The following is a 14,392-nucleotide window of genomic DNA, read 5'->3' on the forward strand; positions in this document are numbered from 1 at the left end:
AAATGAATGGTGGCTCGACCTGTTAGTGCTCGCGGGCTCAACGCCTCGTTGCCTTGGCGCGTACACCCCGAGTCTATCGAACTCGTCTTCTACGAGTGGTCTCGGTGGTTCCTCGTTTCCAGGTGGGTTTCGAGCTTAGATGCGTTCAGCTCTTACCCCGTGGTGCGTCGCTGCCCGGCACGTGCTCTCTCGAACAACCGGTACACGAGTGGCACCCATTCGTAGTTCCTCTCGTACTATACGAACGTTCCCGTCAGGAACCATAACACCCCCAATAGATAGCAGCCGACCTGTCTCACGACGGTCTAAACCCAGCTCACGACCTCCTTTAATAGGCGAACAACCTCACCCTTGCCGCTTCCCGCTCGCACGGGCAGGATGGAGGGAACCGACATCGAGGTAGCAAGCCACCCGGTCGATATGTGCTCTTGCGGGTGACGACTCTGTTATCCCTAAGGTAGCTTTTCTGTCAGCAATTGGCCGCATCAAGCAGCCTAATTGGTTCGCTAGACCACGCTTTCGCGTCAGCGTCCGTCGTTGTGCCGGACACTGTCAGGCTTCCGTATGCTCTTGCGCTCTTTCCCGGGTCTCCGACCCGGGTGAGGAAACCTTGGGGCGCGCTCGATATCTTTTCAAGCGCGTACCGCCCCAGTCAAACTGCCCGGCTACCAGTGTCCTCCGCCAGGAGTGAGAGTCGCAGTCACCATCGGGTAGTATTTCAATGTTGCCTCGGTGGCCCGCTAGCGCGGGTACCTGTGTAGTGGCTCCTACCTATGCTGCACAATGGCGACCACGTCTCAGTGACAGCCTGCAGTAAAGCTCTATAGGGTCTTCGCTTCCCCTTGGGGGTCTCCAGACTCCGCACTGGAATGTACAGTTCACCGGGCCCAACGTTGGGACAGTGGCGCTCTCGTTGATCCATTCATGCAAGCCGCTACTGAAGCGGCAAGGTACTACGCTACCTTAAGAGGGTCATAGTTACCCCCGCCGTTAACAGGTCCTTCGTCCCCTTGTACGGGGTGTTCAGATACCTGCACTGGGCAGGATTCAGTGACCGTACGAGTCCTTGCGGATTTGCGGTCACCTATGTTGTTACTAGACAGTCGGAGCGCCCGAGTCACTGCGACCTGCCCCTTTCCGGGGCAGGCATCCCTTATTGCGAACGTACGGGACTAACTTGCCGAATTCCCTAACGTCGGTTATTCCCGACAGACCTTGGCTTTCGCCGCCACGAGTACCTGTGTCGGATCTCGGTACGGACAGTGTGCTCGCCTTTTCACGGGCTCTAGGTTGACCTGACTTGCGCTATCCAGCCATTCGGTCGCTTCGTGCCATTACGGCTTCCACGAACTTCGACTGTTCGACCGGGCGATAGCCCGGCTCAGGCGGCCCCAAAGCGTCGGCTTTGGATGCACACTGGCATAGGAATATTAACCTATTTCCCTGTTGTCTCATTCGAGTTGCGGTGAGACTTAGGACCGGCTAACCCTCAGCTGATTAGCATTGCTGAGGAACCCTTACTCGTTCGGCCGTCGGGGTTCTCACCCGACTCACGCTGCTACTATGACCAGGATTTTCGTTACTGCACGGTCCACACGAAATCTCTTCCGTGCTTCCGCCCGAACAGAACGCCAACCTACGGGATCATCCTTTGACGGATGCCGCCAGGTCTCGGTGGTGGACTTGAGCCCCGATCATTTTCGGCGCCCCGAACCTCGGCCGGTAAGCTGTTACGCTTTTCTTAGAGGGTAGCTGCTTCTAAGCTCACCTCCCGGCTGTCTAGGGCTCGGGACCACCTTCGATCGCACTTAGTCCACACTTGGGGACCTTAACCCAGGGCCACTCGTCACGGTCACAGGCTTACCCCGCATACCGGACTCCCTGCGTCAAACGGCGTCCGTAGGTTCGGAGTTGGACAGGGAGGCTCACTCCTCTCGGAGTGAGGGCTCCCAATCCGTCGCTCTACCCCACGGACTACCTCGGCAGAGGTCATGCTTCGACATGTTTCGGTTGGAACCAGCTGTGTCCGGATTCGATGGGCCTTTCACCCCTAGACGTAGGTCACGCGAGGGTATTGTAGGACACCAACGCTATCGGGCCTCCACGTGGCTTTCGCCACGCTTCACCCTGCCCACGCCTAGATCATCCGGTTTCGGGTTGTGCCCGATTGACTCCCCGCGCTTGAACACGGCGGCCCTCGCACAAAGTGCTGCGGCCCTGTCGGTTTCCCTGCGCCTTCCCCGATACTCGGGTTAGACTTGCCAATCAGGCACACTCCCTGGTTCGTTTTTCAAAACGTACGACAGAACATCGGCTTCCTGTACTTCCTACTGCACCCTCGCGGGTGGGTCGTTTTGTACAGGACCTTGTATGCCCTGTCGCTCTATCGCCAACTGAGTTCACGCACTATTTCACCTCCCTGTTGGGGGTGGTTTTCAGCGTTCGCTCACGCTACTTGTTCGCTATCGGTCTTGAGGAGTGTTTAGTCTTCGCGGTCGATGCCCGCGAGATTCACGAGGGATATCCAACCCCCGCTACTCTGGAGCTGACGCGTCTCTTACTCAACGACAGTACGGGACTGTCACCCTGTTTCGTGCTCCGTTCCAGGAGACTTCGTGTCGCCTTTCGGAGAGTGAGAGTCAGTCCGAACACCACATTGCCCGAAGGCTTCGGTTTGGACTGCGTCGCGTTCAGTCGCCCTTACTAACGACATCGCGGTTGCTTTCTTTTCCTGCCGGTACTGAGATGTTTCAATTCCCGGCGTTCCCCATTGCGCGAAGCAATTGCGGTGGGGATTCCCATTCGGAGATCCCAAGTTCTTCCCCTCCGTGCGGGTCCCTTGGGCTTATCGCAGCTTGGCACGTCCGTCATCGGCTCTCAAGCCGAGCGATCCACCAGTTGGCACAGTAGCCACGTTCGTCGGATCAAAGTGACCCGGGAACGGGTCCAGTGGACGCCTGGACTACACGTACACACGGTCTCATCTGCAACACCAGTAGACGGCTGGCGTGCATTGACCCTTCCCAGCCACGTTTACACGGACTGGTGCATCGGTTTCGTTCGGATTCAATCGTCGGGCCGTCTCCCACTTAAGGGATACGATCCGAGATTTCCTCCGAGAGATGGACCCACAGGGATTCGAACCCTGGGCATCCTCCTTGCAAAGGAGGCACTCTACCACTGAGCTATGGGCCCACCCTCGTCGAGCCGATCGGGGCCCGACGAGGAGCAAGTGTTAGCCTCGACAGTTCAAAGGTGCCCGGTCGGCCACTCGCTGGAGTGGTGACCGAACGTGGACCGCGAAGTTGAGCCACCCCGTCGGGGTGGTCTCGGTCTGTGGAGGTGATCCAGCCGCAGATTCCCCTACGGCTACCTTGTTACGACTTAAGCCCCCTTGCGAAGCCCAGATTCGACCCCGGAATCGGGGCCTCATCCGGACCTCACTCGGGTGCTTTGACGGGCGGTGTGTGCAAGGAGCAGGGACGTATTCACCGCGCCCTTCTGAGGCGCGATTACTACCGAATCCAGCTTCATGAGGGCGAGTTTCAGCCCTCAATCCGAACTACGATCGAGTTTCGGAGATTAGCGTCGCCTTTCGGCGTAGCATCCCACTGTCTCGACCATTGTAGCCCGCGTGTCGCCCAGCACATTCGGGGCATACTGACCTACCGTTGCCCATTCCTTCCTCCAGTTTGGCACTGGCAGTCCTCCTAATGTACCCATCAACCACGTGGGTCATGCTGGCAATTAGGAGTGTGGGTCTCGCTCGTTGCCTGACTTAACAGGACGCCTCACGGTACGAGCTGACGGCGGCCATGCACCTCCTCTCAGTAGCTCCAATAAGCTCATCACACTGATCTTCACGGCTACTGTCGGTGCTGGTGAGATGTCCGGCGTTGAGTCCAATTAAACCGCAGGCTCCTCCGGTTGTAGTGCTCCCCCGCCAATTCCTTTAAGTTTCATCCTTGCGGACGTACTTCCCAGGCGGTCTGCTTCACGGCTTCCCTACGGCACAACACTGGCTCGTAGCCAGTGTCACACCTAGCAGACATCGTTTACGGCTCGGACTACCCGGGTATCTAATCCGGTTCGTGACCCGAGCTTTCGTCCCTCACCGTCGGATCCGTCTTCCAGAGGCGCTTTCGCCACCGGTGGTCCGTCCAGGATTACGGGATTTCACTCCTACCCCGGACGTACCCCTCTGGTCTTCCGGTCCCAAGCCAGGCAGTTTCCGCCGGACGCCCGCACGTTAGGCGTGCGGATTTCCCGACGGACTTGCGTGGCCGGCTACGGACGCTTTAGGCCCAATAATAGCGGTCATCACTTGGGCTGCCGGTATTACCGCGGCGGCTGGCACCGGTCTTGCCCAGCCCTTATTCGTGTACCTCCCTACGGTACACAAAAGCGAGGACGATATGCCCTCGCACTGGGAGTCCCCTTATCGCACTGGCGTGCAGTGTAAAGGTTTCGCGCCTGCTGCGCCCCGTAGGGCCCGGTATCTTGTCTCAGATACCGTCTCCGGGCTCTTGCTCTCACAACCCGTACCGATTATTGGCACGGTGGGCCGTTACCCCACCGTCTACCTAATCGGCCGCAGTCACATCCTGTCGCGCCGGGGCGTTTCGAGCTCGCGCCACTCCAGGCAGCGAGCCGTATGCGGGATTAGCCTCAGTTTCCCGAGGGTGTCCCGCTCGACAGGGTAGTTTGACCACGTGTTACTGAGCTATTCGCCACGAGTCTGAACTCGTACGACTAGCATGGCTAAATCGGACTCCAATAGCAATGACCTCCGGCAGGATCAACCGGAATGCTATTCCCTGGCGGAGCCAGGGAGGTTTGGCGGTGAATGTAGGTACACACTCACACTATGGGTCCACGTTCGGCGACTCCAGATCGAGAGACCGATCGGGCGTCACCGAACTGTCGAGGCTAACATCAGATCCCATCTGTACGGCGGACCGCAGGGGTGAGATCCTCATTTCCTTCGGACGTATTCGTAAGCCCCGAGGAGTACTTAACCCCTTCGGAGCGGACGTCCAAGATGACGGAGCGAGTTGAACGCCCCGTCGATCACGCGTTCGTTGCGTTTACATCCGAGTGCCCTCGTACACTTAAGGGCATCGGATCGATTCCCTGCCGGAAACCGCATCCGGCGAGGGCTTTCGCGTACTATTGGACACGCGCCCAGAGTATATAAGGGCAGCGTATCGAAGAGCCGGAAGGACCGGCCCAGTCGCGTTCTGATCCGAACGCCCTCGAGCACGTAACGGCGTCGGAACCAGCCGACGACTGACGTCGAGGGTACGGGATGCAGTGCCTACCTCCGTGCCGGGAAACGGCCGGAGGGAACGTGGCGGCGTGGGCCACGTCGTTCGCATTAGTTTCGAGGAGAGGGTCGATACATAAGGCCGTCGAACGAAATCGCCATCGGAACCGCCTACCATGGGGTTGTATTCCATCAGCCAACCAGTTCGACGACACGAACAACGGGCAGCGAAGTATCTCGAGAAAGGTGATATCGCGCGGGCGGAGGTCGATCGGTCATCCCGTCCTCGAAGATGTGGTCGGATCGGATGATACCCGCGCATTTTCAGGTTAGGCGCGCACGCGCATGAAAGCATTGTGTTCGGATGGATCGAATCGAGGGCGGTGGGTCGTGGTCGTGCCCAACAGGGGAGCTTGAGGCGTTCGGCCGGGTGTCTCGAGTCGCCCGGAGAAACGGGGCCGTCGAGATGGTCAGAAACCGGTGACGACCCGAGAAATCGACGTACGGCCGAAATCTCGCCATCGATGCGTCTAAATCAGGTGCGTTACAACGTCTGCACGAATGGTCCGGGACCCGATCGCTTCGGAGTCGGCGCCGTCGGCGGAGGAGATCTGCTCCGCACTCGACGATCCCGACTGTCGAGAGATCATCCGGAATCTCGACGAGCCAATGACTGCCGCGGAACTCACGTCACATTGTGATATCCCGCAGTCGACGCTGTACCGAAAGCTCGAGCTGTTGACGGAGTCGACACTGCTCGAGGAGTCGACCGAGATCAGACGTGACGGACACCACGCGAGCAAGTATTCGGTCGCGTTCGACGAGGTGACGATCTTTCTCGACGACGATCGATCACTCGCGGTGAAGATCGAACGTCCTGCACGGACGGCCGACGAACGACTGGCGGAGATGTGGTCGGAGGTTCGAAAGGAGACATGAATCTGTACCACGCATCAGGAATTGAAGTCGCAGTCGCACTGGCTATCGTAAAGACGCTCGTTCTCGTCGTTGGCGGGATCATCACCTACTTCTCGTTCAAGGCGTATCGTCGGACTCGCCAGCGGGCGCTCGGCTATCTGGCGGCGGGGTTTGGCATCGTGACGCTCGGATTCGTGCTCGCTGGACTGGTATACGAGATCCTCAACGTCTCGCTCGAGGCGGGCGTCTTGATCGAGAGTTTGCTGGTGCTGATCGGATTCGGAATCATCGCGTACTCGCTGTACGCCCAGTAACGGTCGCGTGGAGGGTGGGACGTCGGGTCCGCTCGTCGTGTGGCCACGACGGCAGGTCTCGAGTGGCTGCAAGCGGCGAGAGGGTGTTCGTGGTACGGAGAACCGACCGAATACGATATTTATGTTCTGCCGGTTCCCGGCAGCCGGGAGGAGGTAAGAGAGATAAAAGGACGGGAGCGAACGATACAGTAGGGAATGACCGCGAGGCACGTAACGAGACGGTCGGCGTTGAAACTGGCGAGTGGAATCGGCGTGGCGTCGCTTTCGGGTTGTATGGGCAGCGGCGGCGACGAGTACGACGTATTCGAGGGCGAGGAGTTCGTCGCCGAAGAGCCCGATTACGACGGCTGGCTCTCCGATGCGGTCAGCCACGAGGGAACGGTCGACTGGACTGGCAGAGACGAGGTGACGGTCCTCGTCGGCGTCGGCAGCGAGTGGATGGGGTTTGGCCCCGCAGCGATCAGGATCGACGCGGGAACGACCGTCGTCTGGGAGTGGACCGGCAAGGGCGGCGGTCACAACGTCGTCGACACCGACGGCACGTTCGAGAGTCCGATGGAGATCGAGGAGGGAAAGACGTTCGAGTATACGTTCGAAAAAGCCGGCATCTACACCTACTTCTGTCGACCACACCAGCATCGCGGAATGAAAGGGGCCGTCGACGTCGTCTGATACTGGCGGTTGGAACTGTTGCCCGACGCAACCGCGAACCGTCGTCCGGTTGCGTCGGTGCTGACGTTCAACCGACATTGATCGACGATCACTGGGCCCAGGTGCAACGGTTATGGGCGCGTCTGGGTCGACGCCGACTTGACGGGTTCGGCTGCTCGAGTGACGGTGCTGGGCCCTGGGCAGTCACCGCAGGGTAGCGACGGGTCGAAATCGAACGGGAGGAAATCGGAGGGAGTATACCACGAGGATAATTACCTACGAAACGAGATATGGCCACGAACGACGGAGTGACGCGACGGACGCTTCTAAAACTGACAGGTGCAGTAACGATCCCCGTCGCGGTCGCCGGCTGTTTGAGCCACAAGGCAAACGGCGTCGAGGAAGACGAAAGCTGGGAATACGTCGACGACGAGGCCGACTACAACGGATGGCTTGACGAGACGGAAAGTTACACCGGAACGGTCGACTGGACTGGCAGAGACGAGGTGACGGTCAGTGTCGGCACTGGCAACTACGGCTACCAGTACAGCCCCGCAGCGATCAGGGTCGACGAAGGGACGACTGTCGTCTGGGAGTGGACCGGCGAAGGTGGCCCGCACGACGTCGTCGCGACCGACGAGCGGTTCGAGAGCGACAACCACCGTCGTGCGGGAGAGACGTTCAAGTACACGTTCGAGGAGACCGGCGTCTGCACCTACTTCTGTCGCCCGCACGAAGCAGTCGGAATGAAAGGAGCTGTCGACGTCGTCTGATTCGCCACTCGACGGAGATCGTGAGCAGCGAGCGCCCAGCTACCGGTTGAGCGTGTGGATCGCGTGTCCGAGTGCGTTCTCGGCGGCTTCCATCACCGATTCGGAGAGCGTCGGGTGCGTGTGGATCGTCGCGGCGACGTCCTCGAGTGTCGCCCCGAGTTCGATCGCGAGCCCGAGTTCGGCGATCAACTCGGAGGCTTCGGGGCCGACGATCTGGGCCCCGAGGACAAAGCCCGCGGCTTCGTCGGCGACGATCTTGACGAAGCCGTCGGCGTGGCCGGTCGTCAGCGCGCGGCCGCTGGCGCGGAAGGGGAACGTCCCGACGACCGGCTCGAAGCCCTCCTCGGCGGCCTCGGATTCGGTCATCCCGACGGTCCCGATCTCGGGTTCGGTGAAGACGGCCGCGGGCATCGCCTGGTAGTCGATCGCCGACGGCTCGCCGGCGATCACCTCCGCGGCGACCTGTCCCTCCGCCATCCCCTTGTGAGCGAGCATCGGTTCGCCGGCGACGTCGCCGACGGCGTAGATGTGCTCGACGTTCGTGCGCGCACGGTCGTCCGTCGGAATGAAGCCGCGTTCGTCGGTCTCGACGCCCGCTTCCTCGAGCGCGAGGGTATCGGAGACCGGGGCGCGTCCGACCGCGACGAGGACCTTCTCGGCGTCTAGCTCGAGTCGGTCCATCTCCTGGGCCTGCGTGCCGCCGTCGGTCGCGGTCTCCTCGGCGGGGTCGGCGACGACGCGGATTCCCTCGCCGCGCTCGTGCCACTCGGCGGCGGTGTACCCGAAGTGGAAGTCGATGCCGAGTTCGTTCGCGCGCTGTTTGACCGGGCGGGCGAGGTCGGCCTCGTAACCGGGCAAGACGTCCTCGAGCATCTCGACGACGGTGACGTCGGTGCCGAGTTTGGCGAAGACGCCGGCCAGTTCCATCCCGATGTAGCCCGCTCCGACGACGACGAGCGAGTCGGGGACCGACTCGAGCGCGAGTGCTTCCCTCGAGTTCAAGACGGGTTCGTCGTCGTACGAGAAGTTCGGGATCTCGATCGGTCGCGATCCCGTTGCGACGATGGCGTGTTCGAACTCGATCGATTCGCTCCCCTGGCCGTCGCCGTCGTGGGAGACCCGGACGGAGTTCTCGTCGGCGAAGTGAGCGGTCCCCTCGACGAGGTTGACGCCGTTTGCCTTGCAGAGTTTCTCGACGCCGCTCGTGAGCTGGTCGACGACGCCGTCTTTCCAGTCGATCATCCCCGCGAGGTCGACCGCGGGGTCGGCGTGGATCCCCATCTCTTCGGCGTTACCGGCCTCGTGTGCGACGTTGGTGGCGGTGATCAGCGCCTTCGAGGGGATACAACCGTGATTCAGGCAGGTCCCACCGTAGGCGTCTTTTTCGACGAGCGTTACGTCCAGGTCGAGCTGGCCGGCACGGATCGCGGCCACGTAGCCTGCGGGTCCGGCGCCGATTACCAGCACGTCCGTTCCAGTTGTGACGTCTCCGACGACCATCGTTATTCCAGTAGTAGCAGTTCGGGGTTTTCGAGGTACTCCATCACCTTGTTCGTAAAGCGGGCGCCGACGGCGCCGTCGATCAACCGGTGGTCGAACGACAGCGACAGCGTCATCACGGATCGCGGCTCGATCGACTCGGTCCCGTCCTCGTCGGTGACGACTCGCGGTTTGCGTTTGATCTCGCCGACGGCGAGGATGCCCGCTTCGGGGTAGTTGAGGACTGGCGTCGCGTACTCGCCGCCGATCCCGCCGATGTTCGTGACCGTGAACGTCGACCCGCGCAGCTCCTCGGGGCTGATCGTGCGCTCGCGGGCTTTCTGGACGAGTTCGTTCATCTCCGAGGACAGCTGTAGCATGCCTTTTCCGTCGGCGTGGTCGACGACCGGGACCATCAGGCCGACGTCGGTCGCCGTCGCGATGCCGACGTTGTAGTAGTCTCGATAGACGATCTCCTCTGCCTCCTCGTCGATGACCGCGTTCATCTCCGGGAACTCCTTCAGTGCAGCGACGACCGCCTTCACGATAAAGGGCATGTACGTCAACCGGATGCCCTGCTCCTCGGCGACGGGTTTGAGTCGCTCGCGCGTCTCGACGAGGGCGGTGACGTCGACCTCGTCGTGGTGGGTGACGTGGGGCGCGGTGTACTTCGACTCCACCATCGCGTCGGCGATGGTCCGTCGAACGCCTTTGAACGGCTCGCGCCGTTCGTGTTCGGTCGGCTCGCCCGCTTCGATGGCTGCAACGTCTGCTTCCTGGGCCTGACGCTGGGCGTCTGCGTACTCGCGGACGGCCTCGGGCGTGACGAACGCCTCTCCGTCGCGCTCTTCGGCCGCCGGAACGGCGTCGATGTCGACGCCCTCCTCCTCGGCGAGTCGACGCGTCGCAGGCGCGGCGAGCGTTCGGTCGCGCTCTGCGGATTCTGCCTGTGCGGGCGCTTCGGTGCCGGCGGTCTCGGCCGTCGAGGTTTCGGACTCCGTGACCGCGGACTCGGCCGCCGGTTCGGGTTCCGTCGGCTCGGCGACGTCGGCACCGCCCTCGGCAGCAGCGCGAACGTCGCCTTCGGTCACGCGACCGCCGGGACCGCTTCCTGTGACCTGCGAGAGGTCGACGCCCTCCTCGCGGGCCAGCCGTCGCACTCGAGGCGGAGCGAAGACGCACCCCTCGGGCGTCGATACCTCCTCGGCTGCCGCCTCCGTCTCCGTCGGCTCGGCTACGCTCTCGGCCTCGCTCTCCTGTGTCTCGGCTTCGGCGGCGGCTTCGTCGGCCGATTCGCCCTCGACGTCGAACGTGATGATCACGTCGCCGACGGGAACCATCTCGCCTTCCTCGGCGCGCAGTTCCCGCACGGTACCGTTTACCGGCGCAGGCACCTCGACGAGGGCCTTGTCGGTCTCGACTTCGGCGACGGGCTGGTCTTCGGTGACTGTGTCGCCCTCGTCGACGAGCCACGTGACGAGTTCGCCTTCGGCGACGCCCTCGCCGACGTCGGGCAGTTTGAACTCGCGGACCATGCTAGAACTCCATCGCCTCCCGGATGCCGTCGACGATACGCGCCGGTTCGGGCAGGTAGTAGTCTTCGAGTGCGTACAGCGGGAACGGCGTGTCGAAGCCCGTGATGCGTTTGACCGGCGCTTCCTGGTAGAGCAATGCCTCCTCCTGGATCGTCGCGGTGATCTCGCCGGCCAGCCCGCCGGTCTTCGGCGCTTCGTGGACGACCGCCGCGCGGCCGGTCTTCGTGAACGATTCGACGATCGCGTCGGTGTCGAGCGGCGAGAGCGTCCGGAGGTCGACGACCTCGACGTCGATCTCGCCCTCGAGTTCGTCGGCGGCCTCGAGCGTCGGTCGGGTCATCGCACCCCAGGTGAACACGGAGATGTCGGATCCCTCGCGGCGAACGGCGGCCTCGCCAAGCGGGACCTCGTAGGACTCGTTTGGCACCTCCTCACGGAACGCCCGATAGATGAGTTTCGGCTCCAGGAAGAGCACCGGGTCCGGATCGCGGATCGCGCTGGTCAGGAGGCCCTTGGTGTCGTAGGGCGTCGACGGAACGACGACCTTGAGACCGGGCTGGTGGACGAACATCGCCTCGCTCGACTCGGAGTGGTGTTCGGGTGCCCGGATGCCGCCGCCGTAGGGGGCGCGGACGACCATCTGGCACGTGTATCGTCCGCGCGAACGCGTGCGAAGGCGCGCCGCGTGGGAGACGATCTGGTCGAACGCGGGGTAGATAAAGCCCAGAAACTGGATCTCCGGGACCGGCTTCATGCCGTAGGCGGCCATGCCGACCGCGGTACCGACGATGCCGGATTCGGCAAGCGGCGTGTCGATCACGCGATCGTCGCCGAACTCCTCGTAGAGTCCCTCGGTGGCGCGGAAGACGCCGCCGTTTCGGCCGACGTCCTCACCCATCACGAGGACGTCGTCGTCGCGTTCCATCTCCGAGTGCAATCCGTCGCGGACAGCCTGTACGAGCGTGAGGTTTTCCGATTCTGCAGCCATGTTAGTCCTCCAGCAGTGCGTCGTCGCCGTGTCGTTCGCGGATCGATTCGAACCACTCGAGTTGTTCCTGGAGTCGACCGGGCATCCCCTCGTAGACGTGGGCGAAGATCTCCTCGGGGTCTGGTCGTTCGACGCTCTCTGCGGCGTCGATGGCGTCGGCGACCGCCGTCTCGATGCGCGACTCGATCGCGTCGACGCGCTCGTCGTCGAGCATCCCGTTGTGACGCAGGAACGTCTCCATGCGGGGGATCGGGTCCTTCTGTTTCCACCGTTCGACCTCGTCGTCGTCGCGATAGACGGACGGATCGTCCGCCGTGGTGTGGGCACCGAAGCGGTACTGAACCGCCTCGATGAGGGTCGGACGGCGGTCGTCCTCGTCGGGATTTTTTGCCTTCTCGACGGCGTCACGAGTGACCTTGTAGACGGCGAGTGGGTCCATCCCGTCGACCTGGACGCCCTCGAAGCCGTAGGCCGTCGCCTTCTGGGCGAGAGTATCGCTCGCAGTCTGGCGTTCTCGGGGAACCGAGATGGCCCACTGGTTGTTGTTACAGAAGAACACGTTCGGCGTATCGAAGACGCCGGCGAAATTGAGCCCCTCGTGGAAGTCGCCCTCGCTCGTGGCACCGTCGCCGAAGTAACAGAGGAAGGCCTTCTCCTCGCCACGAAGCTTCGAGGCCCAGGCGGCCCCTGTCGCGTGAGGAATTTGCGTCGCGATGGGGACTGCGACGGTGAAGATGTTCGTCCCGTTGGGGACGTAGTTGCCGTCTTCGTGACCCATCCAGTACAGTAACGTCCGCTTGAGAGAGATGCCACGCACCAGCGCCGCGCCGTGTTCGCGATAGCTCGGGAAGATCCAGTCGTCGTCCTCGAGTGCGTGAGCACTCCCGATCTGGGCACCTTCCTGTCCCGACAGCGGCGGATACGTCCCCATCCGCCCCTGGCGCTGGAGACTCACCGCCCGCTGGTCGAAGTGCCTGGCCAGACGCATCTGTTCGTACATCTCGACCATCGCGTCCTCGGAGAGATCGGGCACGTCAGCACCGTCCAGGACGCGACCGGTATCGTCGAGTACCTGTACTCGTTCCTGGGGGTCGTGCTGTAGCGTACTCACGGGTGTACCCACCTGCGCATACCTAATGGTCTATCGCTCGCGTTATAGGAGTTTCGTAAATAACTTACTATCAATGCTATTCTTGCGAAAGGGCAACGAAACTCTGGTTCAATGGGCTATATTTTGGACGTTTGAACCACCGATACGAGTGTGAGAAGACATTGTTTAATTCCACCATTCGTAATTATGGTCGTAAGAAGGAGATGGCCGGACGGCGACGACCTGGCGCGCTCATCCTATGCGTTTCACGCTCGAGTGATAGTGCTGGCTCTCGTTCAGACTGTTCGGTCCGAGAGAAACGGCGTCCGATCGAGGTTCGGATTCTCGAACGAGACAGTACGGGCGTGCTACCGTCTTCGCTAGTTCGAGGCTCGCCGGCGGCGAGCTTCGCTTCTCGCCTCTTCGATCGTCTTTCCCTCCCGCAAGACCGCGTCGACAAACAGCTCGCCGGCCTTGTACGACGAGCGGACCATCGGTCCGCTCGCACAGTAGAGAAAGCCGAGTTCGTTCTCGGCGACCCGACGCCACGTCTCGTATTTGTCCGGGTGGTCGTAGCGTTTGACCTCGAGGTGGCTCCGGGAGGGCTGGAGGTACTGGCCAAGCGTGACGACGTCGACGCCGCGCTCGCGCAGGTCTGCAAGCGTCTGGTAGACCTCGTGGTCGTACTCGCCGTGGCCGAGCATGATCGAGGTCTTGGTGTAGATGTCGGACTCGCGCTCTACCTGCTCGAGGACGCGCAGGCTCTGTTCGTAGCCGGCCCGACGATCCCGGACGGGAAACTGGAGTCGTTCGACGGTCTCGACGTTGTGGGCGATGACGTCCGGTTCGGCGTCGATGATCTTCCGGACGAGGTGCGGTTCGCCCTGGAAGTCGGGAATCAAGACTTCTACGAGGATGCCGGGGTGGAGGGCTTTGATCTCGCGGATCGTCTCCGCGAAGTGGCCCGCTCCCTGGTCCGGGAGGTCGTCGCGGTCGACGCTCGTCAGCACGACGTAGTCTAACCCGATCTCGGCGATCGCGCTCGCGACGTTCGCCGGTTCGTCGGGGTCGAGCGGTTCCATCCCGCCGGTCTCGACGTCACAGAAGTTACAGCCTCGAGAACAACGATCGCCCATCAGCATGAACGTCGCGGTGCCGCCGCTCTCACCGCCTCGGCCGGACCAGCACTCACCCAGGTTCGGACAGTTTGCCTCCTCACAGACGGTGTGCAGGTCGTGGTCCCGCAGCGTCTCCCGGATTCCGGCGAACTCCCGGCCCGACGGCGGACGGCTCTTCAACCAGTCGGGCTTTCGCGAGCGACTCATACCCACTACTGGGGTCGCGTGTGCAAAAATCGTGGTGGTTCTCCGGACTGGAG

General features: G+C 61.9%; 9 protein-coding genes, 1 tRNA gene and 2 rRNA genes. 4 read left to right on the top strand and 8 right to left on the bottom strand.

The genetic code is table 11. The features are described 5' to 3' along the window. Positions 1-4: 4 nt before the first annotated feature. The 3 genes from MU558_RS06060 to MU558_RS06070 form a co-directional block, all read right to left on the bottom strand. Positions 5-2,919 (bottom strand): 23S ribosomal RNA (locus MU558_RS06060). A gap of 204 nt (positions 2,920-3,123) precedes the next feature. Continuing rightward, a tRNA-Ala gene (locus MU558_RS06065) sits at positions 3,124-3,195 on the bottom strand. Positions 3,196-3,337: 142 nt separating this feature from the next. Then, positions 3,338-4,809: ribosomal RNA gene (locus MU558_RS06070) — 16S ribosomal RNA — on the bottom strand. Together the 16S and 23S rRNA genes with 1 tRNA gene alongside form the textbook arrangement of a ribosomal RNA operon. Positions 4,810-5,827: 1,018 nt before the next feature. On the opposite strand from MU558_RS06070, the gene MU558_RS06075 reads away from it, so the two are divergent. The 4 genes from MU558_RS06075 (at position 5,828) to MU558_RS06090 (ending at position 7,922) form a co-directional block, all read left to right on the top strand. Then, on the top strand, positions 5,828-6,205 hold the full coding sequence (locus MU558_RS06075) for a winged helix-turn-helix domain-containing protein (RefSeq protein WP_246972890.1): 378 nt from the start codon (positions 5,828-5,830) through the stop codon (positions 6,203-6,205). Then, on the top strand, positions 6,202-6,498 hold the full coding sequence (locus MU558_RS06080; RefSeq protein ID WP_246972891.1) for a DUF7521 family protein: 297 nt from the start codon (positions 6,202-6,204) through the stop codon (positions 6,496-6,498). The genes MU558_RS06075 and MU558_RS06080 overlap by 4 nt, the downstream gene beginning before the upstream one ends. A 195-nt stretch (positions 6,499-6,693) precedes the next feature. Then, a complete protein-coding gene (locus tag MU558_RS06085; RefSeq protein WP_246972894.1) occupies positions 6,694-7,170 on the top strand; it encodes a halocyanin domain-containing protein in 477 nt (158 codons plus the stop codon). Between the two features lie 269 nt (positions 7,171-7,439). Beyond that, positions 7,440-7,922: a halocyanin domain-containing protein gene (locus tag MU558_RS06090; protein WP_246972897.1), complete on the top strand. Its 483-nt coding sequence runs from the start codon at positions 7,440-7,442 to the stop codon at positions 7,920-7,922. A 39-nt stretch (positions 7,923-7,961) separates the two neighbouring features. Here the strand turns inward: MU558_RS06090 and lpdA are convergent, their stop codons facing one another. The 5 genes from lpdA to lipA all read right to left on the bottom strand — a co-directional run bounded on the left by lpdA (position 7,962) and on the right by lipA (position 14,339). Beyond that, entirely contained in the window at positions 7,962-9,422 is a 1,461-nt protein-coding gene (lpdA, locus tag MU558_RS06095) for a dihydrolipoyl dehydrogenase (protein ID WP_246972901.1), read from the bottom strand. Positions 9,423-9,424: 2 nt separating this feature from the next. Then, positions 9,425-10,936, bottom strand: a complete 1,512-nt coding sequence (locus tag MU558_RS06100; protein ID WP_246972903.1) for a 2-oxo acid dehydrogenase subunit E2 — start codon at positions 10,934-10,936, stop codon at positions 9,425-9,427. 1 nt (position 10,937) lies between these two features. Beyond that, entirely contained in the window at positions 10,938-11,924 is a 987-nt protein-coding gene (locus MU558_RS06105) for an alpha-ketoacid dehydrogenase subunit beta (RefSeq protein WP_246972904.1), read from the bottom strand. A gap of 1 nt (position 11,925) precedes the next feature. Beyond that, positions 11,926-13,035 (bottom strand): pyruvate dehydrogenase (acetyl-transferring) E1 component subunit alpha, encoded by a 1,110-nt coding sequence (gene pdhA, locus MU558_RS06110; RefSeq protein WP_246972905.1) that lies wholly within the window; start codon positions 13,033-13,035, stop codon positions 11,926-11,928. A gap of 359 nt (positions 13,036-13,394) precedes the next feature. Beyond that, positions 13,395-14,339 (bottom strand): lipoyl synthase, encoded by a 945-nt coding sequence (gene lipA, locus MU558_RS06115; protein ID WP_246972906.1) that lies wholly within the window; start codon positions 14,337-14,339, stop codon positions 13,395-13,397. Between the last annotated feature and the right edge of the window lie 53 nt (positions 14,340-14,392).

The organism is Natribaculum luteum, from assembly GCF_023008545.1.
Classification (GTDB): Archaea; Halobacteriota; Halobacteria; order Halobacteriales; family Natrialbaceae; genus Natribaculum; species Natribaculum luteum.